The 26,425-nt window shown below is 56.3% G+C and carries 25 protein-coding genes; 8 read left to right on the plus strand and 17 right to left on the minus strand.

Features of this window, described 5'->3' with window-relative positions; all coding sequences use genetic code 11:
- Positions 1–26 precede the first annotated feature (26 nt).
- From asd to F8562_RS21210, 6 genes are all read right to left on the minus strand, one after another.
- Positions 27–1,133 carry an aspartate-semialdehyde dehydrogenase gene (asd, locus tag F8562_RS21180; protein ID WP_004854992.1) on the minus strand — a complete coding sequence of 369 codons (1,107 nt, stop codon included), beginning with the start codon at positions 1,131–1,133 and terminating at the stop codon, positions 27–29.
- A gap of 452 nt (positions 1,134–1,585) precedes the next feature.
- Positions 1,586–2,926, minus strand: coding sequence for a gluconate transporter (gene gntU, locus F8562_RS21190; RefSeq protein ID WP_014227075.1), 1,341 nt, complete (start codon positions 2,924–2,926; stop codon positions 1,586–1,588).
- Positions 2,926–3,456: a gluconokinase gene (gntK, locus tag F8562_RS21195; RefSeq protein WP_014227076.1), complete on the minus strand. Its 531-nt coding sequence runs from the start codon at positions 3,454–3,456 to the stop codon at positions 2,926–2,928. Before gntK ends, gntU begins: the two co-directional genes overlap by 1 nt.
- A gap of 181 nt (positions 3,457–3,637) precedes the next feature.
- Positions 3,638–4,633: a gluconate operon transcriptional repressor GntR gene (gene gntR, locus F8562_RS21200; protein ID WP_004106498.1), complete on the minus strand. Its 996-nt coding sequence runs from the start codon at positions 4,631–4,633 to the stop codon at positions 3,638–3,640.
- A gap of 114 nt (positions 4,634–4,747) precedes the next feature.
- Positions 4,748–5,443, minus strand: coding sequence for a pirin family protein (locus F8562_RS21205; RefSeq protein ID WP_004855003.1), 696 nt, complete (start codon positions 5,441–5,443; stop codon positions 4,748–4,750).
- A 121-nt stretch (positions 5,444–5,564) separates the two neighbouring features.
- Positions 5,565–6,602 carry an oxidoreductase gene (locus F8562_RS21210; protein WP_014839698.1) on the minus strand — a complete coding sequence of 346 codons (1,038 nt, stop codon included), beginning with the start codon at positions 6,600–6,602 and terminating at the stop codon, positions 5,565–5,567.
- A 253-nt stretch (positions 6,603–6,855) separates the two neighbouring features.
- Here F8562_RS21210 and F8562_RS21215 point away from each other — a divergent pair, with 253 nt between their 5' ends.
- Together F8562_RS21215 and yhhY are read left to right on the plus strand one after the other, a co-directional pair.
- Complete coding sequence (locus F8562_RS21215) at positions 6,856–7,494, plus strand: bactofilin family protein (protein ID WP_014227078.1); 639 nt, start codon at positions 6,856–6,858, stop codon at positions 7,492–7,494.
- A 246-nt stretch (positions 7,495–7,740) separates the two neighbouring features.
- Positions 7,741–8,232 carry an N-acetyltransferase gene (gene yhhY, locus F8562_RS21220; protein WP_014839699.1) on the plus strand — a complete coding sequence of 164 codons (492 nt, stop codon included), beginning with the start codon at positions 7,741–7,743 and terminating at the stop codon, positions 8,230–8,232.
- Between the two features lie 50 nt (positions 8,233–8,282).
- Here yhhY and ggt read toward each other — a convergent pair whose 3' ends face one another.
- The gene (gene ggt, locus F8562_RS21225) at positions 8,283–10,025 is read right to left on the minus strand and encodes a gamma-glutamyltransferase (RefSeq protein WP_004855015.1); all 1,743 of its coding nucleotides are present in this window, start codon (positions 10,023–10,025) and stop codon (positions 8,283–8,285) included.
- A gap of 120 nt (positions 10,026–10,145) precedes the next feature.
- Here ggt and F8562_RS21230 point away from each other — a divergent pair, with 120 nt between their 5' ends.
- Entirely contained in the window at positions 10,146–10,466 is a 321-nt protein-coding gene (locus F8562_RS21230) for a DUF2756 family protein (protein ID WP_004855016.1), read from the plus strand.
- Positions 10,467–10,489: 23 nt separating this feature from the next.
- Here F8562_RS21230 and ugpQ read toward each other — a convergent pair whose 3' ends face one another.
- From ugpQ to ugpB, 5 genes are all read right to left on the minus strand, one after another.
- Complete coding sequence (gene ugpQ / locus F8562_RS21235; protein ID WP_014839700.1) at positions 10,490–11,230, minus strand: glycerophosphodiester phosphodiesterase; 741 nt, start codon at positions 11,228–11,230, stop codon at positions 10,490–10,492.
- Complete coding sequence (locus tag F8562_RS21240) at positions 11,227–12,297, minus strand: sn-glycerol-3-phosphate import ATP-binding protein UgpC (RefSeq protein WP_014839701.1); 1,071 nt, start codon at positions 12,295–12,297, stop codon at positions 11,227–11,229. Before F8562_RS21240 ends, ugpQ begins: the two co-directional genes overlap by 4 nt.
- A gap of 1 nt (position 12,298) precedes the next feature.
- Positions 12,299–13,144: a sn-glycerol-3-phosphate ABC transporter permease UgpE gene (gene ugpE / locus F8562_RS21245; protein WP_094909479.1), complete on the minus strand. Its 846-nt coding sequence runs from the start codon at positions 13,142–13,144 to the stop codon at positions 12,299–12,301.
- A complete protein-coding gene (gene ugpA / locus F8562_RS21250; protein WP_014839702.1) occupies positions 13,141–14,028 on the minus strand; it encodes a sn-glycerol-3-phosphate ABC transporter permease UgpA in 888 nt (295 codons plus the stop codon). Before ugpA ends, ugpE begins: the two co-directional genes overlap by 4 nt.
- Before the next feature lie 122 nt (positions 14,029–14,150).
- A complete protein-coding gene (ugpB, locus tag F8562_RS21255) occupies positions 14,151–15,467 on the minus strand; it encodes a sn-glycerol-3-phosphate ABC transporter substrate-binding protein UgpB (RefSeq protein WP_004855028.1) in 1,317 nt (438 codons plus the stop codon).
- A 271-nt stretch (positions 15,468–15,738) separates the two neighbouring features.
- Here ugpB and F8562_RS21260 point away from each other — a divergent pair, with 271 nt between their 5' ends.
- The 4 genes from F8562_RS21260 to F8562_RS21275 all read left to right on the plus strand — a co-directional run bounded on the left by F8562_RS21260 (position 15,739) and on the right by F8562_RS21275 (position 20,592).
- Positions 15,739–16,506 carry an IclR family transcriptional regulator gene (locus tag F8562_RS21260; RefSeq protein ID WP_014839703.1) on the plus strand — a complete coding sequence of 256 codons (768 nt, stop codon included), beginning with the start codon at positions 15,739–15,741 and terminating at the stop codon, positions 16,504–16,506.
- A gap of 228 nt (positions 16,507–16,734) precedes the next feature.
- Positions 16,735–17,634 (plus strand): dihydrodipicolinate synthase family protein, encoded by a 900-nt coding sequence (locus tag F8562_RS21265; RefSeq protein ID WP_014839704.1) that lies wholly within the window; start codon positions 16,735–16,737, stop codon positions 17,632–17,634.
- A gap of 18 nt (positions 17,635–17,652) precedes the next feature.
- Complete coding sequence (locus F8562_RS21270) at positions 17,653–18,963, plus strand: MFS transporter (RefSeq protein ID WP_014839705.1); 1,311 nt, start codon at positions 17,653–17,655, stop codon at positions 18,961–18,963.
- 33 nt (positions 18,964–18,996) lie between these two features.
- Positions 18,997–20,592, plus strand: a complete 1,596-nt coding sequence (locus F8562_RS21275) for a UxaA family hydrolase (RefSeq protein ID WP_014839706.1) — start codon at positions 18,997–18,999, stop codon at positions 20,590–20,592.
- A 44-nt stretch (positions 20,593–20,636) separates the two neighbouring features.
- Here F8562_RS21275 and livF read toward each other — a convergent pair whose 3' ends face one another.
- From livF to livK, 5 genes are read right to left on the minus strand one after another with little or no spacing between them, the layout of a single operon-like run.
- A complete protein-coding gene (gene livF, locus F8562_RS21280; RefSeq protein WP_004126158.1) occupies positions 20,637–21,350 on the minus strand; it encodes a high-affinity branched-chain amino acid ABC transporter ATP-binding protein LivF in 714 nt (237 codons plus the stop codon).
- 17 nt (positions 21,351–21,367) lie between these two features.
- Positions 21,368–22,135, minus strand: coding sequence for a high-affinity branched-chain amino acid ABC transporter ATP-binding protein LivG (gene livG, locus F8562_RS21285; RefSeq protein WP_004855045.1), 768 nt, complete (start codon positions 22,133–22,135; stop codon positions 21,368–21,370).
- Complete coding sequence (gene livM, locus F8562_RS21290) at positions 22,132–23,412, minus strand: branched chain amino acid ABC transporter permease LivM (RefSeq protein ID WP_014227087.1); 1,281 nt, start codon at positions 23,410–23,412, stop codon at positions 22,132–22,134. Before livM ends, livG begins: the two co-directional genes overlap by 4 nt.
- Positions 23,409–24,335 carry a high-affinity branched-chain amino acid ABC transporter permease LivH gene (gene livH / locus F8562_RS21295; protein ID WP_094909480.1) on the minus strand — a complete coding sequence of 309 codons (927 nt, stop codon included), beginning with the start codon at positions 24,333–24,335 and terminating at the stop codon, positions 23,409–23,411. Before livH ends, livM begins: the two co-directional genes overlap by 4 nt.
- A 60-nt stretch (positions 24,336–24,395) precedes the next feature.
- Positions 24,396–25,505 (minus strand): high-affinity branched-chain amino acid ABC transporter substrate-binding protein LivK, encoded by a 1,110-nt coding sequence (gene livK / locus F8562_RS21300; protein ID WP_014227089.1) that lies wholly within the window; start codon positions 25,503–25,505, stop codon positions 24,396–24,398.
- Between the two features lie 420 nt (positions 25,506–25,925).
- Here livK and panM point away from each other — a divergent pair, with 420 nt between their 5' ends.
- Positions 25,926–26,312: an aspartate 1-decarboxylase autocleavage activator PanM gene (gene panM, locus F8562_RS21310; protein ID WP_014839709.1), complete on the plus strand. Its 387-nt coding sequence runs from the start codon at positions 25,926–25,928 to the stop codon at positions 26,310–26,312.
- The last annotated feature ends 113 nt before the right edge of the window (positions 26,313–26,425 follow it).

The raw sequence follows: 26,425 nt of genomic DNA on the forward strand, positions 1-26,425 counted from the left end.
ACACCCCTTTTCTCATCTTGTGACGACTACGCCAGCTGTCTTAGCATGCGGCGGAGCGGCTCGGCGGCCCCCCACAGCAGCTGGTCACCAACGGTGAAGGCCGACAGATACTCCGGCCCCATGTTCAGTTTACGCAGGCGACCCACCGGGGTGGTAAGGGTGCCGGTAACGGCAGCCGGAGTCAGCTCACGCATGGTGATATCACGATCGTTCGGTACCACTTTGGCCCACGGGTTATGCGCGGCCAGCAGTTCCTCAACGGTCGGAATAGAAACATCTTTTTTCAGCTTGATGGTGAACGCCTGGCTATGGCAGCGCAGCGCGCCAACGCGAACGCACAGGCCGTCTACCGGAATCGGTGAGGCGGTCGCGAGAATTTTGTTGGTCTCCGCCTGGCCTTTCCACTCTTCACGGCTCTGGCCGTTATCCAGCTGTTTGTCGATCCATGGGATCAGGCTGCCCGCCAGAGGAACGCCAAAGTTGTCTACCGCCAGCTCGCCGCTGCGGGTCAACGAGGTGACCTTGCGTTCAATATCCAGGATCGCGGAAGCCGGATCCGCCAGCTCAGCCGCAACATGGCTGTGCAGCTGGCCCATCTGGGTCAGCAGCTCGCGCATATGCCGCGCACCGCCGCCGGAAGCCGCCTGATAAGTCGCCACGCTAACCCACTCAACCAGATCCTGAGCAAACAGGCCGCCGAGAGACATCAGCATCAGGCTGACGGTACAGTTGCCGCCGACAAAGGTTTTAACGCCGTTGTTCAGACCTGCGGTGATAACGTCCTGGTTCACCGGGTCGAGAATGATGATGGCGTCGTCTTTCATGCGCAGCGAAGAGGCGGCGTCAATCCAGTAGCCCTGCCAGCCGCTTTCACGCAGCTTCGGGTAAATATCGTTGGTGTAATCGCCGCCCTGACACGTGACAATAATGTCCAGCGCCTTCAGTGCTTCCAGATCGAATGCATCCTGAAGCGTGCCACCGGTACTGCCACCAAAAGATGGAGCAGGCTGCCCCAGCTGGGAGGTGGAGAAAAAAACAGGGCGAATGGCATCAAAATCGCGCTCTTCAACCATGCGTTGCATGAGGACAGAGCCGACCATTCCGCGCCAGCCGATAAAACCAACATTTTTCATAACGTATTCCTGCGAGGTGTGTGCTGTTTGTTCCAGGCCAGTTTCCTACTGGTTAGTCCTTCACATTACAAAATGCAGCTAAAGTCGCAAGTGAAATTAATCAATGATTGCCAGGCAATCAGTAACGTAACTAATTTTGCATAGCGGCAGCCGTCGCTGGCCCCCCGGAATACCCTAATAATTATCAGGGAATTTATATCGCGAAGGAAATATTTTCCGCCACTATTTTATTGATCAGGATTATGGATTACGGCAGAAATTCGGTTGTTTTACTCTTGCTAACCAAACCGGTTAAAGCCAGGCGTGGCGCGGGTTTGTGAGCCGTATGACGTTTATCGTATTTCTGATAGTGGCAGATCGGGAGAGGGGTAAAGCTAAGGGTTTTCGATATAAGTAGAGCGGAAAAATTAACCCGGCATCGCCTCGCTCCGCCGGGTGTTTCACTTTGTCGTTTAGCTCAATAGCGTAAACGCAATCATGCCGACAATCGCCCCGACGGTGCCGAGGATGGTTTCCATCATCGTCCAGGTCTTCAGCGTTTGCGCTTCGGTCGCGCCGGTAAACTTACCGAACAGCCAGAAGCCCGCGTCGTTAACGTGGCTGACGACAATAGAGCCGCCGGCGATGCAGATAGAGAGCGCCGCCATCTGCGCGCCGCTGTAGTGCAGCTGTTCGATAACCGGCATCACCAGCCCAACGGCCGTCAGGCAGGCAACGGTCGCGGAGCCCTGAATAATACGCACCGCCGCCGCCAGCACGAAGCAGGTGATGGCAATCGGCAGGCCCATACCGGTCAACGCTTCGCCGAGGGCAGGACCGACGCCAGAGTCGACCAGCACCTGTTTGAACACGCCGCCCGCACCGATGACCAGCAGGATAATTCCCGCAGGCTGGAGCGCATGACCGCAAATCTCCATCACCCGATCTTTGGCCATCCCCTGACGTACCGCCAGGCCATAGATAGCCACCAGGCACGCCACCAGAATCGCGGTAAACGGATGGCCGATAAACTCAAACCATTCGTAGGCGGTAGAGCCTTCCGGCACAAAGCGCGCGGCGATGGTTTTCAGACCAACCAGCACCAGCGGCAGCAGAATCAGCGACAGGCTGAAGCCGAATGACGGCATTTTGCCTTCGCCGAGGTGCGGCTCGCTAATATCGTCCGGAATATGCAGCTCAACGTAACGGCTGATAAAGTTACCCCACAGCGGTCCGGCGATAATCATCCCCGGGATCGCGGCGCACAGGCCAATCAGGATCATCCAGCCAAAGTCGGCGTGCATCTGCGAGGCCAGCAGCATCGGCGCGGGCCCCGGCAGCAGGAACGCGGCCGCAGCGGCTACGCCAGCAAACAGCGGGATCACCAGCTTCACCAGGTTGGTGCCGGTGTGGCGCGCCATTGAGAAAGCCACGCTGATCAGCAGCACGATCGCCACTTCGAAAAACAGCGGCAGCGCGCAGATAAGTCCGGCCAGGCCTATCGCATAGTGGGCGCGATTGTGGCCGAAAGATTTCAGCATCTTAACGGCAATCTGGTCGACCGCGCCGGTTTCATGCAGGATCTTACCGAACATAGCCCCCAGCGCGACGACGATAGCCAGAAAGCCCAGCGTGCCGCCCATGCCTTTTTCCATCGTCGCCGCGATCTTGTCCAACGGCATTCCGGAAAAAAGCCCTGCTCCAATAGAAACCACCATCAAAGCCACGAAGGCATGCATACGCGCCTTCATCACTAAAAACAGCAGCAGCAAAACGGAGCCGACTGCTGTTAAAACAAGCGTTAATGTACTCACTATTTACTGCCTTTGTTGATCACCTCAATGGTGCTGGCGACCACGCCTTCCAATGACTGGTCGATATCGACGATTAACACATCGCTTTCATCCGCGCCCGGTTCCTGCAGCGTCTCAAACTGCGTAACCAGCATCTGAGTCTTAAAGAAGTGGCCTTTACGCGCCTTCAGACGTTGTTCGATAACCGCAAAATCACCTTTCAGATAGATAAAGGAGAGGTTCGGGTTACCTTTACGCAGGATGTCGCGATAGCTCTTTTTCAACGCGGAGCAGACAATCAGCGACACTTTATTGGTGCGCTGCATAGCAAAGGCGGCATCGTTCAGCGCCTGCAGCCACGGGGTGCGGTCGTCATCATTTAACGGTTCGCCGGAAGCCATCTTGTTGATATTGCTGCGCGGATGCAGAAAGTCGCCGTCGAGAAACGCGGCGTGCAGTTGATGCGCCACTTCGCTGGCGACAGCGGATTTCCCGCTGCCGGAAACGCCCATCAGGACATAGATGTGGTGATCATGGTTAGTCGTGCTCAAAGCTTCCTCCCACTGGACACATACGCGCAGCCTGGCAGCGTTTAACGGCGTGGAATACTGGCGTACAGATTAATTGTTACGGGTAACTGTTATCGGTAACATTGTCATGCCGGAGTAGTGGAGAAGCAATAACCATTCGTGCCAGATGTGAATATGTGTGATCTACTTCAAATTTGTCAGTTTAAATAGATCCGCCCGGTGACAATGTGAAACCTAAATCTAACATCTTAGGCGTCACCGCTTCACCGCGTATCCGCGCCAGCAGACGTTCAGCGCCAATCCGCCCCATCCGCTCACGCGGCGTCAGCACGCTGGCCAGACGCGGCTCCATCACCTGACCAATATCGTGGCCGTGGAAACCGGCAATCGCCATATCGTCAGGGATTTTAAGCCCCAGCCGCTGGCACTCAAACGCCGCGCCGACCGCAAGGTCATCGTTGGTACAGAAAATGCCGTCAAGCTGCGGATATTCGCGACGCGCCTGGCGCATCAGCTCAATCCCCGATGAATAAGAGGAAGACTGCTCAACCATCACGCTGTAGGGCGTCATTCCGGCATCAAGCATCGCCTGCTCATACCCCTTCTGTTTGATGATAGTACGTTCATCAAGACGTGCGCCAAGATAGGCAACGTGACGATGGCCATGATTGATAATCGCCGCGGTCATCTGCCGGGCCGCTTCAAAGTTATCAAAGCCGACGGCGATATCGAGGCACGGCGACTGGCTGTCCATCAGCTCCACAACCGGGATACCCGCCACTTCAATCATCTTCAGGGTGCGCGGCGTATGGGTTCGTTCGGTAAGGATCAGGCCGTCAATATTCCAGGAAAGCATGGATTCCAGGCGTTTTTCTTCCATTTCCGGCTTATAGCCGTAGTGCGCCAGCATCGTCTGGTAACCGAAAGAGTCGGTCACGCTTTCAATACCGCGCAGCACTTCTGAGAAAACCTGGTTAGTTAACGAGGGCAGCAGCACGCCAATAGCGCGGCTGGTGGCATTCGAAAGGATGTCGGGGGCGCGATTAGGAATATAACCCAGTTCATCGAGAGCAACGGCTATCTTGCCACGCAGCGCTTCGGAAACCTGTTCCGGGTTACGTAAGTAGCGACTGACCGTCATTTTGGTCACGCCGACAAGATCGGCTACATCCTGAAGTACGGGTCTTTTCTTTTTCATCGTCCTGACTGCGATCAACGGGGAAACATTTTCTCAGTTTATCACGGACAAAGCGCAACCTTCCCTAACATCAGGGAAGGTTGCGCAATTTATTTAGACCCGATCGGAGAACGATCAGACGGGCGGCAGATCGAACAGCAGAATTTCGCTATCGCCGTCGGCGTGTACGGAAATCGCCTGCTCGTCCCAAATGGCCAGGCCATCGCTGGTGGTGGCCTTCGTTCCGTTGATGGTGACTTCACCTTTCACCACCTGGATCCACACCCGCCGTTCAGCGGCAATCTGGTGCACCGACTGCTCGTCTTTCAGCAGCGCCCAGCGGTACAGTTCCATATCCTGGTACACCTTCAGCGAACCTTCGCGGGCATCCGGCGACAGCACCAGCTGCTTGCCCTGCGCGGCGTCAAAGCGGCGCTGTTCGTAGCGCGGCGTGATGCCATTTTTTTCCGGCATAATCCAGATCTGGTACAGATGCAGTTTTTCCGTGTTGCTTGGGTTGTACTCCGAGTGACGAATCCCGGTACCCGCGCTCATGATCTGGAACTCACCCGCCGGCACCTGCTCTTTATTCCCCATGCTGTCCTGGTGCTCAACGGCCCCTTCCAGCACGTAGGTCAGAATTTCCATATCTTTATGCGGATGGGTACCGAAGCCCTGGCCTGCATCAATCACGTCGTCATTGATCACCCGCAGCGCCGAGAAGCCCATAAAGTTAGGGTCGTAATAGTTAGCGAAAGAGAAAGTATGCCAGGAATCCAGCCAGCCGTGGTTAGCGTGGCCGCGTTCGTTAGCTTTGCGTAAGTAGATCATGTTGCACCCCCGTATGTTTTCGATGGGATAAGTGTGGACCCAATCCCCTGGCGATCATAGAGGGTGAAAATTGACTCCTCTGTTCAAAAAATATGAACGAGTACAGAGGAGCCATGAGGGCTTATCGGGTAAGGGTAATCGTGGCCGGAGATGGCTGTTCAAAGCCGCGTTCGAGGATCTCCAGATTCGTGAGAACGTCAGATTCCTTGACGAAATTTGACTGACCGTTAACGAGGGTTTCATACAGCGAATCATAGACCCGCCCATAGTCGCCGGTTTCAAGCGGGATCTCTTCCCGTACGGTTTCGCCCGCCTCATTGACGTACTCCAGCAGACCAACCGTCTCGTCCGCGCCGAATCCCGGCTCGCCCGGCATAATATTGGCCTTCAGGCTGGTCTCCTGCTGGTCGATACCGTATTTAATAAACGACCCTTTATGACCATGGACGATGAATTTTGGATAGGGCAGCTTCACCAGATGGCTGGTTTTGACAATCGCCTTCAGGTTGCCGTAGAACAGCTGGGCCTCAAAGGTATCGTCCGGATTGGCCTTGTTGCGCAGGCTACGGATGTCGTAAGAGACATGGTCAGGGCGACCGAACAGGGAGATAATTTGGTCCAGGGTATGGACGCCCAGGCCGTAAAACGTGCCGTCCTGAGGCAGGCCGGGTTTCCCTCCATCTACCGGGCGATAGTTGTCAAAATGGTTTTCAATCTCGACGATCTCGCCCAGCTTTCCGCTCTCAATCACTTTCTTCGTGGTCAGGAAGCAGGAGTCGAAGCGACGATTCTGGTACGGCGTGACCGTCAATCCCTTGCTTTTCGCCAGGGCGAATAGCGTTTTTGCCTCATCAAGGGTCGGGGTAAAGGGCTTTTCGACCAGCACATTTTTGCCCGCCTCCAGCGCCCTTTTGGCATAGGCAAAATGGCTGTCCGCGTGGGTGCACACAATCACCAGCTTGACCTGCGGATCGTTAAGCACTTCCTCGAGGTCGCTGGTGAAGTGAATATGCGAGTATGCCGGTGCCTGTTCCTCTGGCTTTGCGCTGCGGCGAAAGATATGCGCCACGTGCCAGCGGTCTTTTCGGTGCAGGACATAGGGAAGATGGTAGCGGGTGGTGCTTTTGCCGAATCCAATAAATGCGCAGTACAAAGTCATAACGCGGTCCTTTGTTAGGTCTCTGCTATTAACCATAGCGCAAGCTGGCTGCGAACTTAACCCCTTCAATAAGTGTGCCAAATTCTTAAATGTAAAATTTAACGCTCAAATTCATTGACCCTAAGGCCTAAATTCTGGATAAGAGGGCCCTCGGGAAAAGAACGTTTTTTATCCAGCGCGTGGGAGCATGACGCCGTATCGCGCTCGCCGTTTCCCAAAACACGATGACTAAAGGAGTAGCCATCTCGTTCGTATGGAAAGCAAGTATATTGCCCTGAATAGCGCCCTTCTCTTTTGGCTGCTTGGCCTGATGGCCTGGTGCTGCGAATCCACGTATCTGGCCTGGCTATCGGGCTCTTTCTCCTTGTCATCTTTCGTTTTTCATTTTCAATATCATCGGATTAACCATATGTTTAAAAAGAATAAAAACGTTGAAGCGACGCCACAGACGGCGGCTACGCCGGTACTCAACAGCGCATCCCCGTTAGCCGTTTCCCGCAAACCTGCCGCCACGGTTATCGCCAGCGGCATCCGCTTTGACGGCAATATTATCGCTGAGGGAGATGTCGATATTTACGGTACCGTAAGCGGCAATATCGACGCCGAAGAGAGCCAGATTAAGATTATGGCCGGAGGCCTGGTCGAGGGAAATATCACCTGCCGCGAGCTGATTATCGACGGCTGCATCCTCGGTCAGTGCCGCAGCGAGACGATTGAAATCGATAAGAACGGCCAGGTCACCGGTACGTTGGCCTACCGCACGCTGGCCATTAACAAGGGCGGCGTTTTTTCCGGCCAGGCAGAGCTGCTGCCTGCGGCAGAAAAGAGCAACGTGGTGGGGTTTATCGCCGATACCGCTATTGAAACCAAAGATAAGGTTGAGGCGCAGTAACTGCCATCCGGGGCGGCGGAAAAAAGCAAAAAAAAAGCCAGCACCCGGCTGGCTAAAGTAATACTGGAAGCAATGTGAGCAATGTCGTGCTTTCAGGCTTTCCGCAAGGGTCTCCCTGAATGCAGAGCAATAATAATCATTCTCATTCGCACTTGTCCACCTCTTTTTGCAAAAAATAGGCGTTGCTCCCTTTTTTAAAGTCAGCGATCTTTAAGGGGACGATTAACCCAAAAAGGTAAATGAAGAATGAGCGACATAGTGATACGCCATGCCGAAGCCAAAGATTACGACGCAATCCATCAGATCCATGCTCAGCCGGAGGTATATCGCAATACGCTACAGGTTCCTCATCCTTCCAGCCATATGTGGCACGAGCGACTAACCGACCGACCGGGCGTCAAACAGCTGGTCGCCAGCATAGATGACCAGGTCGTGGGACACCTCGCCATTGAGGTTATCCAGCGCCCGCGCCGGAGCCACGTCGCCGATTTCGGCATTTGCGTGGATTCACGATGGCACAATCGCGGCGTTGCCAGTGAGCTGATTCGCACCATGATCGACATGTGCGACAACTGGCTCCGCGTTGACCGTATTGAGTTGACGGTGTTTGTGGATAACGCTCCCGCGGTGGCGGTGTATCAGAAATTAGGCTTTGAAATTGAAGGGACGGGGAGAAAGTATGCCCTGCGCAACGGCGAATATGTCGATGCCTACTTTATGGCGCGGCTGAAGGGGTGACGCTCAACTAACCCTCTCCCGGCAGGGAGAGGGTCGGAGTAAGGGTAAACCTAATACCCTGCCGTTAAATCATCCGGGGAACGCGGATCGGATGCGCCGTACAGCGTGCCGTCCGGGCCAACCATAATACTCTGGGTGCTGCCCATCGCCTCTTTCACCGCCACTTTCTGCCCTTTGCTCTCCAGCAGCTTCAGCGTATCCGGGCTAAATCCCTTCTCTACACGCAGTTCGTCCGGCAGCCATTGATGATGGAAGCGCGGGGCGTTGGTGGCTTCCGCGACGTTCATTCCGAAATCAATGGTATTCACCACCATCTGCAGGACGGTGGTGATGATGCGGCTGCCGCCGGGGCTACCGGTCACCAGCCAGGTTTTGCCATCTTTCACCACAATCGTTGGCGACATCGACGACAGCGGACGTTTTTTCGGCTCGACGGCGTTGGCGTCACCGCCCACCAGCCCGTAGACGTTTGGCACGCCGGGTTTAGCTGAGAAATCATCCATCTGATTATTCAGCAGAATGCCGGAGTTCCCCGCCACGATGCCGGTTCCAAAGGTCGTATTCAGCGTATAGGTCACGGCAACGGCGTTACCGTCCTTATCCACCACCGAGAAATGAGTGGTCTGATTGCTTTCATACGGCGCCAGCTTACCGGGGCGAATCTGGCTCGACGGCTTCGCCTTATTGATATCAATCTGCTCAGCAATCGATTTGGCGTACGCTTTGCTGGTCAGCGCCTGCCACGGCACCTTGACGAAGTCCGGATCGCCAAGGTATTCCGAACGGTCGGCATAGGCGTGCTTTTCAGCTTCCGCCATCACCTGCATGGCGTCGGCGCTGCCGAAGCCGTACTTATGCATATCGAAGTTTTCGAGGATATTGAGGATCTGCACGATATGAATGCCCCCGGACGATGGGGGCGGCATTGAGAACACCTGATAGCCGCGATACTCGCCGCTCACCGGCGTACGTTCGACCGCTTTGTAATTCGCCAGATCCGCTTTGGTGATAAGCCCGCCGTTATTCTTCATCTCAGCGGCAATCTGGTCGGCAATCGCGCCTTTATAGAAGGCATCCGGCCCCAGCTCGGCAATCAGCTCCAGGCTTTTCCCCAGCTGTTTTTGCACCAGCTTATCGCCCTTTTTCAGCGGCTCGCCGTTTTTCCAGAAGATAGCCCGGCTGTTGGCATGGTCGGGGATCACTTCACTGCCGTAGGTTTTCAGGTCGTCGGCCAGCGCATCATTTACCGTGAAGCCCTCTTCGGCCAGCTTAATCGCCGGGCGAATCACTTTGTTGAGCGGCATTGTGCCGTATTTTTCCAGCGCGAGGGAGAACCCGGCGACGGTGCCCGGCGTGCCGGAAGCCAGATGCGATGTCAGCGATTTCTTGCTGTCCGGGTTGCCCTGATCGTCGAGAAACATATCCCGGGTGGCCTGTTCCGGGGCCATCTCGCGGAAGTCGATCGCCGTGGTATTACCGTCTTTGGTCCGCAGCATCATAAACCCGCCGCCGCCGATATTACCGGCCTGCGGATGGGTGACCGCCAGCGCGTAGCCCACCGCCACGGCGGCATCGACCGCGTTGCCGCCCTGACGCAGAATATCCACGCCTACCTTCGTTGCCAGCGCGTCCACCGAGGCCACCATCCCCTGCTGAGCGCGGACCGGGTGAAATACATCTTCCTCTACGCCATAAGATACCGGCGGAGGGGCGGGATCTGCCGCAACGGTAAAACTGCCGCCCGCCAGCAACGCAGCGATGACCACCTGACGCCAGAGCGTTGTTCTTATCATTGTCATACTCCTGAATGATGTTTTTATTTACCCATAATCCTGGATGATAAGTCTTAAAAAATCATTGTTGCGCCGGAAAGGGAGTAAACTTAAACGATCCCACGAAGTGAGGAGAGAACAATGAAAGCAATGTTATATCTGGCGGCGCTGCTGCCGCTGAGCGTCATGGCGCAGCCGATCAATATCGACAATAACCCCAATCAGCCGGGGTACGTGGTGCCCAGCCAGCAGCGGATGCAAAATCAGATGCAGACCCAGCAAATGCAGCAGCAAAACAATCTTAAGCAGGGTATTCAAAGCCAGTCGCGCGCGCAGCAGCAGCATCTTCAGACGCAGTTGAATAACGATCGGCAGCGGGTACAGCAGAATAACAATCTGACCCGTGAGCAGCCTCTCCCTAACACCAACGGTGGGATGCTGCAGCGCCAGACGACCCCGTAAGGGCCGCCTGACGCAGAAGCGGATTACGCCGGAAAGTTGGGGCCGATGACGTCAATCGCATCGGTGCAGATGCTGTCCACGCCCCAACGCAGCAGCTCGGCGGCGCGCTGCGGTTTGTTAACGGTATAGACCAGAATATGCAGACCCGCGGCCTTCAGGCCCGCCACGCGCGCTTCATCCAGCAGCTTATGGTTGAGGTGAATAGAGACGCAGCCGAGACGCGCGGTCAGTTCGCGCCAGTCGTTGCGCCACTCATCCAGCAGCAGCCCGCGCGGCAGTTCGGGCACCGCCTCCTGCGCGGCTTCCAGCGCATCAACGTCAAACGATGAGAGCAGCGGCGGCATCATCCCCTGCCACAGCTCACGCGCCGCCAGCGCCACCGCTTTGCCGGTCAGCGGCCCGGTGCCGGTGGTCGGTTTAATTTCGATATTGGCCATCATGCCGTGCTGACGGCAGCGGTCGGCCACCTCGCTCAGCAGCGGCAGCGGCTCGCCTTTGAACTCGCCGCTGTACCAGCTGCCGGCATCCACTTTTAGCAGATCGTTCCACGCCAGTTCGCCCGCCACGCCCCAGCCGTTGCTGGTGCGTTCGAGATTGTCATCGTGCAGTAAAAAAATCTGCCCGTCTTTCGATAACTTAGCGTCAAACTCAATCATCGTATGGCCGTAACGAGCGCCGGTATCGATGGCCGCCAGGGTATTTTCCGGGGCCAGTTTACCGCCGCCGCGGTGGGCGACGATATGAGGATAAGGCCAGTGACTCATGCGCGTTGTCCTGTTTCACTATCAAAAAGATGCAGACTTTCCTGCGGCAGATGCAGCCACAGGGTGCTGCCCGCCTGCGGACGCTGCTGGTGCGGCAGCCGGACCACCAGCTTTTGCTCGCCCCAGCGCCCGTGGGCGAGGTTATCGGCACCTAAAATTTCCAGCGTATCCATCACCAGCGGTACGCCACCTTCCGCCTCGGAGCTTAATGCAAAATGTTCCGGACGGATACCCAGGGTCATCTTACGCCCGGCATAGCGGCGGTGCTCGCTGTTGATGGGTAAAAGCACCCCGCCCTCAAGCTCGAAGCGGCTACCGTCGTCGCTGACCCGGCCTTCCAGCAGGTTCATTGCCGGGCTGCCGATAAAGCTCGCCACAAAGCGGCTGGCCGGTTTTTCGTAGACCTCGACCGGCGTACCAATCTGCTCGGCGATGCCTTTATTCATCACCATCACCCGCTGCGCGAGGGTCATGGCTTCCACCTGATCGTGCGTCACGTACAGCGAGGTGGTTTTCAGCCGGCGGTGCAGCTGCTGCAGCTCCAGACGCATCTGCACGCGCAGTTTGGCATCGAGGTTGGAGAGCGGCTCATCAAACAGGAATACCGCCGGGTCGCGCACGATAGCCCGCCCCATCGCCACGCGCTGGCGCTGGCCGCCAGAGAGTTCGCGCGGACGGCGCTTCAGCAGGCCGTCCAGCTCCAGAATGCGCGCCGCTTCCTGGACGCGTTCGGCAATTAATCCTTTACCTAAACCGCGAATTTTCAGGCCCCACGCCATATTCTCTTCCACGCTCATATGCGGGTAGAGGGCGTAGTTCTGGAACACCATCGCAATACCGCGATCTTTCGGTTCCATTTCGGTGACGCGCTTGCGGTCGATCCAGATATCGCCGCTGGTGACCCGCTCCAGGCCCGCCACCATGCGCAGCAGGGTTGATTTTCCGCAGCCCGAGGGGCCCACCATCACAATAAATTCGCCGTCCGCGACGTCCAGCGTCAGCGGCTGGATCACCTGGGTTTTGCCATCCCAGCTTTTGGTTACTGCCTGTAGCTTAAGTCCTGCCATTTTATTTCTCACTATCCACTAAACCACGCACAAACGCGCGCTGCATGGCTAAAACGATGACAACCGGAGGAATCAGCGTGAGCAGCATCGCCGCCATCACCTGATTCCACTGCGTGGTACCTTGGCCGATGGCGATCATCCCTTTGATGCCCGCGACCGCCGTGCCGAGATTCACGTCGGTAATGATCAGCAGCGGCCACAGATACTGGTTCCAGCCGTAGATAAAGATGATGACGAACAGCGCCGCCAGGTTGGTTTTCGACAGCGGCAGCACGATGTCGCGGAAGAAGCGCATCGGCGACGCGCCGTCGATACGTGCGGCCTCTATCAGCTCGTCCGGCAGGGTCATAAAGAACTGGCGGAACAGGAAGGTGGCGGTCGCCGAGGCCATCAGCGGTAGGGTGAGCCCGGCATAGCTGTCGAGCATTTTCAGGTTGGCGATCACTTCCACCGTCGGGAAAATACGCACCTCAACCGGCAGCATCAGCGTGATGAAGATCATCCAGAAGAACAGGTTGCGCAGCGGAAAACGAAACCAGACGATGGCGAAAGCGGAGAGCATCGAGACCGTAATTTTGCCCACCGTGATGCCGAAGGCCATGATGAAGCTGTTGAGCATCATCAGCCAGAACGGCGCGCTATTGGCCCCTACGCCGTTCACCCAGATAAACTTCATGTTTTCGAGCAGATGCCCGCCGGGAATCAGCGTCATCGGCGTATCAAAAACCGCTTTACTGTCCAGCGTCGCCGCGACAAAGGCGACATACAGCGGAAACAGAATGACCGCGATCCCTAAAATCAGCATGGTGTGGCTGAAAATCGTCAGCCCGCGTCGATTCTCAATCATTGGTAGCGCACCTTTCGTTCAACGTAGCGGAACTGCACCACCGTCAGAATAATGACGAGGAACATCAGCACCACCGACTGGGCGGCGGAAGCGGAAAGGTCGAGCCCGGCAAAACCTTCACGGTAGATCTTATAAATCAGGGTTGTTGTCGCCTGAACCGGCCCGCCGCCGGTTGCGGCATCGATAACCGGGAAGGTATCAAAGAAGGCGTATACCAGGTTCACCACCAGCAGGAAGAAGCTCACCGGGGCGATCAGCGGTAGCGCCAGCCTGAAGAAGCGGCGAACCGGGCCGGCGCCGTCAATCGCGGCGGCTTCTACCAGCGAGCGGGGAATCGATTGCAGCGCGGCAAAGAAGAACAGGAAGTTGTAACTAATCTGCTTCCAGACCGAGGCGAAAACCACGAGGAACATCGCCTGACCGCTGTTCTGCGCGTGGTTCCAGTCGTAGCCCATCTCACCGAGGAGATGCGTAATCAGCCCGCGTCCGGGGTTGAACAAGAAGATCCATAGCACCGCCGCCACCGCGGGCGCAACGGCATAGGGCAGGAGCATCAGCGTCTGATAGAAGCGGCTGCCGCGCACCACGTAATCCACCAGCGCGGCGAAAAACAGCGAGATCAGCAGGCCGCTGACGGTAACCATCGTGCTGAACTTAATGGTGGTCCAGAAGGAGTCCAGGTAGTACGGGTCCTGGAAGAGGGTTAAAAAGTTATCCAGGCCGACAAACTGGCTGGAGAGCCCAAACGGATCGACGCTCTGCAGCGAATACCACAGCGCTTCGCCCGCGGGCCAGATAAAAAAGATGACGGTGATAACCAGCTGCGGCGCGACCAGCACATAGGGCAGCCAACGCGAGCGGAACACCGGACGGGATGATGACATAGTTAAACTCTGAGTTGGTTTCCCCTCATCCCGGCCCTCTCCCTAAACGGGCGAGGATGAAAAGACGGCTCCGGGCGATCCCCTCTCCCCGACGGGGAGAGGGTGAGGGGCTGGCTATAAGATTACGACCTGGTTGACTGCTCGAAACGGCGCAGCAGCTGATTACCGCGCTCAACCGCGGCGTCCAGCGCCTGCTGAGGCGTTTTCTTCCCGGTCCATACACTTTCCAGTTCTTCATCTACGATGGTGCGAATCTGCGGCATATTGCCCAGGCGCAGACCTTTGGTGAACGGCAGCGGCGGCTTGTTCAGCATCTGGCGCGTCGCGATATCGGCACCGGGGTTCTTATCATAGAAGCCCTGTTCGCGGGTCAGGTTGTAAGCGGCGGTGGTAATCGGCAGATAGCCGGTTTTCTGATGCCATTCGGCGGCGTTTTCCGGCTTGGTCAGGAAATCGAGGAATTTGGCGACGCCGGTATAGGTTTCTTTGTCTTTACCCTGCATCACCCACAGGCTGGCCCCGCCGATAATGGCGTTTTGCGGCGCGCCTTTCACGTCGGCGTCGTACGGCATCATCCCTACGCCATAGTTGAACTTCGCGTACTGGCGAATATCCGCAAGGGAGCCGGAAGAGGCGGTAGTAATGGCGCAGTCGCCGTTATAGAACTTCTCGGTGGATTCGTCTTTACGCCCGAAGTAGCTGAAGTCGCCTTTCTTGTTCAGTTCTTCGAGCAGAGCGATATGCTTCACCTGCTCCGGCTTGTTGAACTCCAGTACCGCATCGGTACCGTCGAAGCCGTTGTTTTTGGTCGCCACCGGCAGGCCGTGCCAGGCGCTGAAGTTTTCAATCTGAATCCAGCCCTGCCAGCCGCTGGCGTAGCCGCATTTCATCCCGGCAGCTTTCAGCTTCGCGGTATACGCCGCCAGATCCTGCCAGGTTTTCGGCGGCTGTTCCGGATCTAATCCGGCTTTTTTAAAGGCGTCTTTGTTGTAGTACAGCACCGGCGTGGAGCTGTTAAACGGCTGGGAGAGCAGATGGCCGGTTTTCGAGTCGGTGTAATAACCGGAGACGGTTGGCACGAACTGCGTTTCATCAAACTGAATGCCCGCATCGCTGAACACCTGATAGACCGGCTTAATCGCCTTCGAGGCCATCATCGTCGCGGTGCCGACTTCGTAAACCTGCAGAATAGCCGGGGCGTTGCCGGTACGGAAGGCGGCGATGCCGGCGCTCAGGCTCTGCTCATAGTTGCCTTTATACACCGGAACAATTTTGTAGTCCGGGTTGGCTGCGTTGAAACGTTGCGCCAGTGAATCAACTTCTTTACCCAACTCCCCTTCCATCGAGTGCCAGAACGGGATAGTGGTTACCGCCAGGGCTTGTCCGGCAAATGCCAGGCTGAGCGCCAGTCCTAAAGCTGTATGTCGTAACGATATCATCGGTTATCTCTCTTGTTGTTCCGGATGCGCGATTTCACGCGTTTTATGTTCGCGGGGGTAACATGACATGCTCGAATGACAGAAAAATAACTATTGCATTACAAAAATATTACAATAAATTGGCAAAAACATGATGAAACGGTGAAAAAAAAGTGGCAGGGAAATGGCAAAGCGAAAAAGAGAGGCGGCGCAGGCTACAGATAAGCGGGGATCTGTAGTTAAATAGGGGGCGTTAAACAGCACTCTCCGGCGAGCCGTCATAAGGAAAAATATGAAGACGCTTCATAAACCTACCGAACGCGTTTTACTCATTCTGGAAACCTTAGCCAACGCGGACGGAATGACGCTTTCCGAGCTATCGCTCAAAACGGATATTTCAAAGGGAACCATTTTCCCGATCCTCAAATCGCTGCAGTACCGGAAATATATCAGCCACGACGATCGCAACGGCATATATACGCTGGGGATTTCGTGTGCGGTTCTGGCCAGCTCAACGGTGGAAAAAGAGTTCTGGCTGAAAACGATCAATAGCGAAATGCACGCGGTGGTCAATGAATGCAATGAAGTTTGCCAGCTCGGCATTCTGGATGACGCCTGGGTGCTCTATGTTGATAAAGTTCAGGGCGACCAAACCGTGCAGCTGGTCTCTAAGGTAGGGACTCGCCTTCCGGCAATCTGCTCTGCCCTGGGCAAGGCGCTGCTGCATAAGCACCGCGACGAAGAGATCCTGGAGCTCTATCCGCAGGGTTTTCCTTCCGTTACCGCCCGCAGCGTAACGAATATGGCTCAGCTTCGTCAGCAGCTGGAATGGGTCGCCGCCAACGGTTATGCCATGGACGATCGGGAAATCAACGACGATACCATCTGCTTTGCCGTCCCCCTGCTGCAGAAAGGCATTATTCTGGCGGCGATCAGCGTCTCATTGCCCTCTTTCCGCGCCAGCGATGAAAAAACGCAGCAGGTTATTCGCGCGTTAAAAGAGGCAAAGGGTCGTATCGAAAGCGTGCTGAATAAGCTGCCTGATATTAAAAATTACTGATTTATTCGCCAGCGGTGCCGTCGGAATTGTGATTACCCACACAATACCGAGATTTAATGATCCGCCGTGACGCCCGCCTCTTCTGCATAATTCCCTATTTATTCATTGATTTAATCAATTATCACTACGCCTTTTACGCCATTTGACTTCACGTCGATGGCGTGTTTACTTATGCTTAATTGCAAATACAAACAGTGTTTGTATATACGAACAACAAAGAGGTTGAATATGCAAAGTCGTTACATCACCCCGGCAATAACGGTTTTTGATGAGCAGGGCAGGCTGGATCCTGAAGGCAACTTTCGCCTGTATGATTTCATTAAAAGCAGCGTATCGGGATTTGTCGTCATGGGCAGTACCGGCGAGTTTTTCTCGCTGGATATGAAAACATCCCGTCAGATAATTCAAATGGCGGCAGAGTTCCCGCGCGAGGGAATAAAGGCCTATGCGGGTACCAGCCGCATGGATATTGACGAGTGCGTAGAGCTGGCAAACTATGCAGATGAGTGCGGGCTGGATGGCGTCATGATTATCAGCCCGTGGTACTTCCGCCTGACTGATGAAGGCATTTATACATTTTATAGCCAGATTGCCCGCCGCACCGCCGCCAAAATATTCATCTATAACTTTCCGGAGCGCACCGGCTATTCCGTCTCGCCGGAGGTCTGTTTACGACTCGCCAGCGAGTTCCCAAACATTGTCGGTCTTAAAGACACCATTCCGGACACCAATCACACGTCGCAGGTGATTCGCCAGGTAAAATCTGAACTACCGTATTTTGAAGTCTATGCCGGTTATGACAATAACTTCGCGCACAATGTCCTGGCGGGGGGCGATGGATGTATTGGCGGGTTATCCAATATTTGCCCTGAAATATTCCGCGACTGGATGCAGGCATTTAACGATAACGATGTGCAGCAAATTTCGCGGTATCAGCAAAAAGTGGATGGGTTAATGGATATTTACGCGGTTAACGATCCGTTCATTCCAACATTTAAAAAAGCGTTACAGCTGCGCGGAATTATTCAGTCCGACCGCTGCACGCCACCGTTTAGCTCGCTCGCCACCTGCCAGACCGAAAGTATTCTGCGGATACTTTCCCGCGCTGGTATTGAAATTAATGCCTGACCCCCACGCGGAGGTATTATGAAAACCATCACAGCTTACGACAATCCGGCCCTCAATTCCGCGATTACCAAATCATGGAAGCGCCTGGTGCCACTGATGTTTATTTTGTACTTCATCGCCTTTATCGACAGGGTAAACGTGGGATTCGCCAAAGAGGCGATGCAGGTGGATATTGGGCTCTCCAATTCCGCCTTCGCCCTCGGCGCGGGGATCTTTTTCGCCGCCTATGCGCTGTTTGGTATTCCCGCTAACCTGATTCTGAATAAAATCGGCGCGCAAAGATGGTTAAGCATCACCACCGCGCTGTGGGGCGTTCTCTCTGCCCTCACCGGACTGGTGCAGACGGAAACCCAGTTTATTGTTCTGCGCTTTTTACTGGGGTTAGGCGAAGCCGGTTTTTATCCCGGTATTCTGCTGCTGGCCTCCATCTACTTTCCCAATAAAGTTCGCGCCTCCGTCGTCGGTATCTTCGTGCTCGGCGTGCCGCTGGCATTAACCTTAGGCTCGCCCATCTCCGGGGCGCTTCTGGAAATGCACGGCTTCCTCGGCAAACCCGGCTGGTTCTGGATGTTCTTTATCGAAGGCATTCCGGCGGTCATCATGGGGATCTTCGCCTGGTTCTGGCTTGATGATACGCCGGCCAAAGCGCGATTCCTGAACGACGAAGAGAAAAAGGCGCTGATTGCTCAGCTTCAGCAGGAGCAGCGGCAGACGGAAACCAGCAGCGTCGGCACCGCCCTGAAAAGCCTGAAAGTCTGGCACCTGGCGCTGATCTACGGCACCATCCAGATCAGCGTTTACGGGCTGATGTTCTTCCTGCCTTCGCAAGTCGCCTCGCTAATGGGCTCCACGCTCGGCTTTAAGGAGTCGCTGGTCGCCGCCATTCCGTGGGCCTGCTCCGCCGTCGGCGTCTATTACATTCCGCGTCTGGCGGACAAAATGCCGGCCCGTCGGGTGCTGATTTCAGTCATCTGTATGCTGGCGGCGGCGCTGGGGCTGTTTGTTTCTGCCTGGTCCGGCCCGGTACTCGCCATTGCCGCGCTCTCGCTGTCGGCCATCGGCTTCCTCTCCGTGCAACCTATCTTCTGGACTTTCCCGGCGCAGATTGTGTCAGGCTCGGCGCTGGCCGCCAGTATCGGCTTTTGCACCACCATGGGCGCATTTTGCAGCTTCCTCGCGCCGCTGATTCGCGTTGAGGTCGATGCCTTCTTCGGCAACGATTCGGCGGGTCTGGTCGCCCTGTCGCTCATCACCGTCTGCTGCGCGCTGCTGATTGCCGCCCTTGCCGGCAGAAAAGCGACAAACGGCGTCGCGGTCCCCCATCACTAAGTCCTGATGCGCTTATAACAAAGGATAATGAACATGCAGACCATCTTAAAAATTGACCCTACCGATAACCTGATCGTTGCGCTGCAGGACTTACGCAAAGAGCAGCGGGTTCACTGGAACGATGAAGCCTACGTTCTGCGTAGCGATGTCAAAGCCAAACATAAATTCGCCACCGAGGATATTGCGCCCGGCGATATCGTGTCGCTGTACGGCGTACCGGTCGGCAAAGCGACGCGCCCCATCACCCGCGGCGAAGCCATTACCACTGAGAATATCAAACACTACGCGGCCCCGGTTTCTCTTGACGACGTCGCGCCCTATGACTGGCAGCAGCCGGATGTTTCCGCCTGGCAGCAGCGGACTTTCAAGGGGATCGTGCGCGAAGATGGCCGGGTCGCCACCGCGAACTACTGGCTGGTCATTCCGCTGGTATTCTGTGAAAACCGCAACGTTCAGCGCGTCACCGATGCGCTGAACGACGCCCTCGGCTACGCCAATAACGGCCTGAAAAATTTTGCTCGCCAGGTGACGTCGGCAGGAGCATTAAACGATACCCGGCATCTGCCCTTCCCGCATCTTGACGGCATCCGCTGTATTACCGTCAATTCCGGCTGCGGCGGCGCCACCTCGGACAGCATGACGATGTGCGACGTGCTGGCCGCCTATTCCGATCATCCTAACGTTCTTGGCGTGACGGTCTTCGCCCTCGGCTGTGAAAAAGCGCGAATTGTTGATTTCAACGCCGCGCTGGCGAAGCGCAACCCGAATTTCAACAAACCGATTATTTACTTCAGGCAGCAGGACTGGAGTAGCGAAGAAAAAATGATGCAGGATGCGTTGACCGAAACCTATAACGCGATCCGCGAAGCCCCCGTCGCCGAGCGGCAGGACGTCCCGCTCTCCCACCTCAAAATCGGCGTGAAGTGCGGCGCTTCTGACGGGTTCTCGGGGATCAGCGCTAACCCGGCGATGGGCGAAGTGTCGGATCGTCTTGTCGCCCTCGGCGGCGCGTCGGGGCTGGCGGAATTCCCCGAGCTGTGCGGCGCGGAAGGGGATATCGTGCAACGCTGCGCGACCCGCGAGCTGAAAGAGAAGTTTTTGTCGCTGATGAAAAACTATGAGCATGTCGCGAACTTCTTCGGCACCACCATCGCCGATAACCCCAGCCCGGGAAACATTGCCGATGGGCTGATCACTGACGCGATAAAATCCGCCGGCGCGGCGAAAAAAGGCGGCAGAGCGCCGGTAAGCGCGGTATGCGACTACGCCGAACCGATGGGAGAAAGCGGCCTTTCGCTGGTCTGCACGCCGGGCAACGATGTGGACGCGGTAACGGGCCTGGTCGCGGCGGGGTGCAACGTGGTGATCTTCTCAACCGGGTTGGGTACGCCGACGGGGAACCCTATCGTTCCGGTGCTTAAGGTTTCAACCAACTCCGCGCTGGCGAAAAAGATGCCGGATATTATCGATTATGACTGCGGGCCGATTATCGAAGGCACGCCGCTGGCGGACATCGCCGACGGCCTGTTTGAGAAAATCATCGCCACCGCCAGTGGGACCTGGCGCACCAAAGCGGATGCGCTCGAACAGTATGATTTTATGCTATGGAAACGCTCTCTGGAGCTGTAGGAATCAAGTAAAACGCCCGGCAGATGCCGGGCGTTTTGTCTTCGCTACCCGCCCAGATAGGCGCTGCGTACCGCTTCATTCGCCAGCAGCGCGTCGCCGGTATCCTCAAGCACCACGTGACCGTTTTCCAGCACGTAGCCGCGGTCGGCCAGCTTCAGCGCCTGGTTGGCGTTCTGCTCGACGAGGAAGATGGTCATTCCCTGCTCGCGCAGCTGTTCGATGGTATCGAAGATTTGCTGAATGATAATCGGCGCCAGACCGAGCGAAGGCTCATCCAGCAGCAGCAGGCGCGGCTGGCTCATCAGCGCGCGCCCGATAGCCAGCATCTGCTGCTCGCCGCCGGACATGGTGCCCGCCCGCTGAACCCGGCGCTCATGCAGGCGCGGAAACAGCTCATACACCCATTTGATGCGGGTCTGGAACTGGTCGCGGTCGGCAAAAAAACCGCCCATCGCCAGGTTCTCTTCCACCGTCATCCGCGAGAAAACGCGGCGCCCTTCCGGCACAATCGCCACCGCTTCGCGCATGATTTTCGCCGTCTGCCAGTCGGTAATATCTTTACCGTCGAAAACCACGCGGCCGCTGGAGGCGCGCGGGTCGCCGCACAGGGTACCCAGTAGCGTGGTTTTCCCCGCGCCGTTGGCGCCAATCAGGGTGACAATCTCTCCCTGATTGATATGCAGACTGACGTTGTGCAGCGCCTGGATTTTGCCGTAATGCGCGCTGACGTTGTCAAAAGATAACATCACTTTTTCCATCTTATGCGTCACCACCATTATGCTTCACCTAAATAGGCGCGGATCACGTCCGGGTTGTTGCGGATCTCTTCCGGCGTACCGTTGGCCAGCGGCGTGCCCTGGTTTACCACGTAAATACGGTCGGAAATGCCCATCACCAGCTTCATATCGTGCTCAATCAGCAGGATGGTGGTGTTGTGATGGCTGCGCAGCTCGACGATCAGCTCGTCCAGCTCTTTGGTCTCTTTCGGGTTTAGCCCCGCCGCGGGCTCATCCAGCATCAGGATTTCCGGCTGGGTCACCATACAGCGGGCAATCTCCAGACGGCGCTGGTCGCCGTAGGCCAGGTTACTGGCCTGCCGGTTGGCGTGCTCAAGCAGGCCAATACGTTCAAGCCAGGTCGCGGCGCGGTCCAGCGCTTCGCTCTGGGCGCGGCGGAAGGACGGCGTCTTCAGCAGGCCGGAGAAAACCCCGGTTTTCAGCTGCTGATGCTGCGCCACCAGCAGGTTTTCAATCACCGTCATTTCGCGGAACAGACGCACGTGCTGGAACGTTCGCACTACGCCCATACGGGCAATCTGCTGGCCCGGCAGCCCTTCCAGATGCTGGTCGCGCAGCATAATGGTACCGCCGGTTGGCTTATAGAAACCGGTCAGACAGTTAAAAACGGTGGTTTTGCCCGCGCCGTTAGGGCCGATAAGCGAAACGATTTCCCGCTCGCGCAGCTCCAGCGACACGTTGTTGACCGCCAGCAGGCCGCCAAAACGCATCATCAGACCGTTTACGGATAATAATGGCTGACTCATGCCTGCTCTCCTTCTTTGGCCTGCCCATTTTTCAGCTTCAGCTGCGGACGGGTCATCGGCAGAAGCCCCTGCGGACGCCAGATCATCATCAGTACCATCAGCGCACCCAGCATCAGCATGCTGTATTCATTGAAATCACGCATCAGCTCGCGCGAAACGACCAGCAGAACCGCCGCCAGGATCACCGCGAACTGGGAGCCCATACCGCCGAGAACCACAATCGCCAGCACAAAGGCCGACTCGGCGAAGGTAAAGGATTCCGGACTGACGAAGCCCTGCCGGGCGGCGAACAGGGTGCCGGCAAAACCGGCAAACGCGGCGCTGATGGTAAAGGCGGTCAGCTTGATGCGCGTCGGGCTGAGGCCCAGCGAGCGGCAGGCAATCTCATCTTCGCGCAGCGCTTCCCACGCGCGGCCCAGCGGCATACGCAGCAGGCGGTTAATCACGAACAGGCTTAACACCACCAGCAGCAGAGCGACCAGGTAGAGGAAAATCACGCGATCGGAGGGATCGTACTTCACGCCGAAGAAGTTGCTGAACGTATCCCAGCCGCCTTCGCGGGCGCTGCGGCTAAATTCAAGGCCGAACAGCGTCGGTTTCGGGATCTGGCTGATGCCGTTCGGGCCACCGGTTATTTCGGTGTTGTTAAGCAGCAGGATGCGCACGATTTCGCCAAAGCCAAGCGTGACAATCGCCAGATAGTCGCCGCGCAGGCGCAGGACCGGGAAGCCAAGCAGGAAGCCCGCCGCCGCCGAAACCAGCCCCGCCAGCGGCAGGCAGGTCCAGAAGCCCAGACCGTAATAGTGGTTCAGCAGCGCGAAGGTATAGGCGCCGATGGCGTAGAAACCGCCGTAGCCCAGCACCAGCAGGCCGGAAAGCCCCACCACCACGTTAAGGCCCAGGCCGAGGATGATATAGATCATCGTCAGGGTAGCGATATCCACCGTTCCGCGCGACACCATAAACGGCCACGCCACGGCGATAACCAGCAGGGCGATCAGGAACAGCTTCTGTTTTACCGTCGAACCGTCGATAGCCGGCAGAATAAACTTCGGCCCGGAGACGTTCTTCATGGTTTTCTGGAAAACGGGACGCAGCAGCTGGAAGAAGAAGACCACTGCGGTTCCGATAAAGATCCACTGCCAGCGGATATCGGCGGCGGTATCCACCACCAGCTTCGTGCCGTCAAGCTCCAGCTGCACGCCCATAAAGACGCCCGCCAGGATAAAGAACATCACCGCGGACAGCAGCGCCATCGCAAAATGCATCGGTTTCATACTTTTTCTACCTCCGGACGGCCCAGGATACCGGTAGGCATCACCAGCAGAACCAGGATCAGCAGCGCGAAGGAGACAACGTCTTTATATTCCGTACTGAGATAGGCAGAAGAGAGCGCTTCGGCGATACCGAGGATCAGCCCGCCGATCATCGCCCCGGGAATGCTGCCGATGCCGCCCAACACCGCGGCGGTGAAGGCCTTCATCCCGGCCATAAAGCCGATGTACGGGTTGATTACGCCGTAGAACTGACCGAGCAGAACGCCGGCAACCGCCGCCATTGCCGCGCCGATCACAAACGTCAGCGCAATCACCCGGTCGGTGTTGATGCCGAGCAGGCTGGCCATTTTCAGGTCTTCAGCGCAGGCGCGGCAGGCGCGCCCCATGCGGGAATAGCGGATAAACAGCGTCAGCGCCAGCATGGCGATAAACGTCACGACCCAGATAACCAGCTGCATGGTGGTGATAGTGGCGGTGAAGTTATCGCTGCTGCCTACCGTCCACTGGCCGTTGAACAGGCTCGGCAGCGCGACATCGCGCGAACCTTCCGTCAGGCTGACGTAGTTTTGCAGGAAGATGGACATCCCGATGGCGGAGATCAGCGCAATCAGGCGTTTTGAGCTGCGCACCGGCCGGTAGGCCACGCGTTCGATACTCCAGCCGTAGGCGCTGGCAATCACGATAGCGCCGACGAATCCGGCGGCAACCAGCAGCCAGCTGGTATCGATACCCACCATCATCAGGGCGGCAATGATCATGAAGGAGACGTAGCTGCCAATCATATAGACCTCGCCGTGGGCGAAGTTGATCATACCGATAATGCCGTACACCATGGTATAGCCGATGGCAATCAGCGCATAGGTGCTTCCCAGCGTGACGCCGTTAAACATCTGCTGCAGAAAATAGAGAAACTGCTCGGACATAAGGTAACCTTTTTCTACCCGCCCGCTTTGCACGGGCGGTGGGATAACTTGTCTTATGGCTTATTTCGCGAGGGTGGATGACCCGTCCGCGTGCCACTGGAAGACACCAAATTCAAATCCCTTCAAATCGCCTTTTTCGTCCCAATTCAGCGGCCCAATTACGGTTTTCGCGCCGTGAGCTTTTAGATCTTTGATTAAATCCAGCGGCTCCTGGCTTCCGGCCCGGTCCATCGCCTGCGCCAGCGACTGCACGGCGGCGTAGGTGATCCAGACATACGGACCACTCGGGTCTTTCTTCTCGGCTTTGAGCGCGTCAACGATAGCGCTGTTGGCCGGGTCCTGGTCATAGCGTTTTGGCATCGTCACCAGCATGCCTTCCGCCGCATCGCCCGCGATGTTGGACAGCGACGCGTTACCCACGCCTTCCGGGCCCATAAACACGGTTTTCAGGCCCACGGAGCGCGCCTGGCGCAGCATCTGGCCCATTTCCGGGTAGTAGCCACCGTAGTAAACGAAGTCGATATTCTCTTTTTTCAGGCGCGCCAGCAGCGCGGAGAAGTCTTTTTCACCGGCGGTAATGCCGTCGAAGAAGACGATATTCGCGCCGCCTTTTTTCAGGCTCTCCTGGACAGAACGCGCCAGACCTTCGCCGTACTGCTGCTTATCATGAATGATAGCAATACGCTGCGGCTTGACGGTTTCCATGATGTATTTTGCGGCGGTTGGCCCCTGCGAAGAGTCCAGACCGGCGGTACGCATGATGTACTGATAGCCGCGCTGGGTCAGCTCCGGGTTGGTCGCGCCCGGGGAGATCATCAGAATGCCTTCATCTTCATAGATATCGGATGCCGGCTGGGTGGAAGAAGAGCAGAGGTGGCCGATAACGTACTGAATGCCGTCATTGACGATTTTGTTCGCCACCGCAACGGCCTGTTTCGGGTCGCAGGCGTCATCGTACTCCACGGCAACCAGCTTATCGCCCTTGATGCCGCCCTGGGCATTAATATCTTTGATCGCCTGGCGCGCGCCGTTGAATTCCATATCGCCCCACTGGGCTACCGGGCCAGACATCGCGCCAACAACGGCGACCTTAATATCTTTGGCAAAAGCCGCCTGGGACATCGCCAGTGCGACTAACCCCGCGATAACCGTTTTCGCGTTCCTTTTCATGCTGCAGAACCCCGTTCGTGATGTGGTGTAAATATTTTGTATTTTTATGGTTAAAAAGCATTCTGTACTTTTATTAAACAACGCTACTTTTACCATTATCTTTAATGGTTTAGCGAGGTTTTTTGCCTGAATACAGAGTAAAATCTCTATTTTTCAGGCGATTAAGCAAAGATAATATTCTGTATTTGCTGGAAGATAAACAAAAAAAGTCCAGTAAACAGCATAAAATAACGATACATAAGGCGGAATAAAACGCTACATATCAGGTTAAAATTCTGCTTATTTTTCGATCCATGATGAATTGCTCTACCCTGCTCCTTCCAGGAAAACGAATCCCCTGATGAACAGGCAAAAAACGGCGCTCCGCCTGGCAGGGAATTTGGATACACTAACGCCTCTGTTTTGACTGGACCCTCGCGTATGAAACTGACCATTATTCGTTTACAGCACTTCAGCGATCAGGATCGCATCGACTTAGGTAAAATCTGGCCGTCGCAGGATCTTGCGGCGCTGGCTCTGGATGAAAGCCATCGTATTTATGCCGCCCGCTTCAATGAGCGCCTGCTGGCCGCGGTTCGCGTAACGCTAAACGGCGTTGAGGGCGAACTCAGCGCGCTGTGCGTGCGTGAAGTGACCCGCCGTCGCGGCGTCGGACAATATTTAGTGGAAGAGGTGCTAAGGGATAACCCTGAAATCAGCAGCTGGCGCATCGCGGATGCCGACGTGGAAGACCGCGGCGTGATGGCGGCGTTTATGCAGGCGCTGGGCTTTAACGCGCAAACCGGCGGTTGGGTAAAAAAGCAATAAATCGGCGAAAGAAGGCTGAACATTCCCGGGTTGCGGCGTAACGCCTTATCCGGGCTACAAAAAACCAGACCGCACCAGCCTGTAGCCCGGGTAAGCGCAGCGCGACCCGGGAA

It is taken from the genome of Klebsiella sp. RCJ4, assembly GCF_009025755.1.
In the GTDB taxonomy this organism is placed as follows: domain Bacteria; phylum Pseudomonadota; class Gammaproteobacteria; order Enterobacterales; family Enterobacteriaceae; genus Klebsiella; species Klebsiella michiganensis.

What these genes read in the sequence shown, in the direction of transcription:
- livK (WP_014227089.1), bottom strand. Translation starts at nt 25,505, where the DNA reads ATGAAAAGGAACGCGAAAACGGTTATCGCGGGGTTAGTCGCACTGGCG.
- F8562_RS21210 (WP_014839698.1), bottom strand. Translation starts at nt 6,602, where the DNA reads ATGACTTTGTACTGCGCATTTATTGGATTCGGCAAAAGCACCACCCGC.
- ugpB (WP_004855028.1), bottom strand. Translation starts at nt 15,467, where the DNA reads ATGATATCGTTACGACATACAGCTTTAGGACTGGCGCTCAGCCTGGCA.
- livH (WP_094909480.1), bottom strand. Translation starts at nt 24,335, where the DNA reads ATGTCCGAGCAGTTTCTCTATTTTCTGCAGCAGATGTTTAACGGCGTC.
- F8562_RS21240 (WP_014839701.1), bottom strand. Translation starts at nt 12,297, where the DNA reads ATGGCAGGACTTAAGCTACAGGCAGTAACCAAAAGCTGGGATGGCAAA.
- livM (WP_014227087.1), bottom strand. Translation starts at nt 23,412, where the DNA reads ATGAAACCGATGCATTTTGCGATGGCGCTGCTGTCCGCGGTGATGTTC.
- F8562_RS21265 (WP_014839704.1), top strand. Translation starts at nt 16,735, where the DNA reads ATGCAAAGTCGTTACATCACCCCGGCAATAACGGTTTTTGATGAGCAG.
- F8562_RS21270 (WP_014839705.1), top strand. Translation starts at nt 17,653, where the DNA reads ATGAAAACCATCACAGCTTACGACAATCCGGCCCTCAATTCCGCGATT.
- F8562_RS21215 (WP_014227078.1), top strand. Translation starts at nt 6,856, where the DNA reads ATGGAAAGCAAGTATATTGCCCTGAATAGCGCCCTTCTCTTTTGGCTG.
- ugpQ (WP_014839700.1), bottom strand. Translation starts at nt 11,230, where the DNA reads ATGAGTCACTGGCCTTATCCTCATATCGTCGCCCACCGCGGCGGCGGT.
- F8562_RS21205 (WP_004855003.1), bottom strand. Translation starts at nt 5,443, where the DNA reads ATGATCTACTTACGCAAAGCTAACGAACGCGGCCACGCTAACCACGGC.
- asd (WP_004854992.1), bottom strand. Translation starts at nt 1,133, where the DNA reads ATGAAAAATGTTGGTTTTATCGGCTGGCGCGGAATGGTCGGCTCTGTC.
- livG (WP_004855045.1), bottom strand. Translation starts at nt 22,135, where the DNA reads ATGAGTCAGCCATTATTATCCGTAAACGGTCTGATGATGCGTTTTGGC.
- F8562_RS21230 (WP_004855016.1), top strand. Translation starts at nt 10,146, where the DNA reads ATGAAAGCAATGTTATATCTGGCGGCGCTGCTGCCGCTGAGCGTCATG.
- ugpA (WP_014839702.1), bottom strand. Translation starts at nt 14,028, where the DNA reads ATGTCATCATCCCGTCCGGTGTTCCGCTCGCGTTGGCTGCCCTATGTG.
- ugpE (WP_094909479.1), bottom strand. Translation starts at nt 13,144, where the DNA reads ATGATTGAGAATCGACGCGGGCTGACGATTTTCAGCCACACCATGCTG.
- ggt (WP_004855015.1), bottom strand. Translation starts at nt 10,025, where the DNA reads ATGATAAGAACAACGCTCTGGCGTCAGGTGGTCATCGCTGCGTTGCTG.
- livF (WP_004126158.1), bottom strand. Translation starts at nt 21,350, where the DNA reads ATGGAAAAAGTGATGTTATCTTTTGACAACGTCAGCGCGCATTACGGC.
- panM (WP_014839709.1), top strand. Translation starts at nt 25,926, where the DNA reads ATGAAACTGACCATTATTCGTTTACAGCACTTCAGCGATCAGGATCGC.
- gntR (WP_004106498.1), bottom strand. Translation starts at nt 4,633, where the DNA reads ATGAAAAAGAAAAGACCCGTACTTCAGGATGTAGCCGATCTTGTCGGC.
- F8562_RS21260 (WP_014839703.1), top strand. Translation starts at nt 15,739, where the DNA reads ATGAAGACGCTTCATAAACCTACCGAACGCGTTTTACTCATTCTGGAA.
- yhhY (WP_014839699.1), top strand. Translation starts at nt 7,741, where the DNA reads ATGAGCGACATAGTGATACGCCATGCCGAAGCCAAAGATTACGACGCA.
- F8562_RS21275 (WP_014839706.1), top strand. Translation starts at nt 18,997, where the DNA reads ATGCAGACCATCTTAAAAATTGACCCTACCGATAACCTGATCGTTGCG.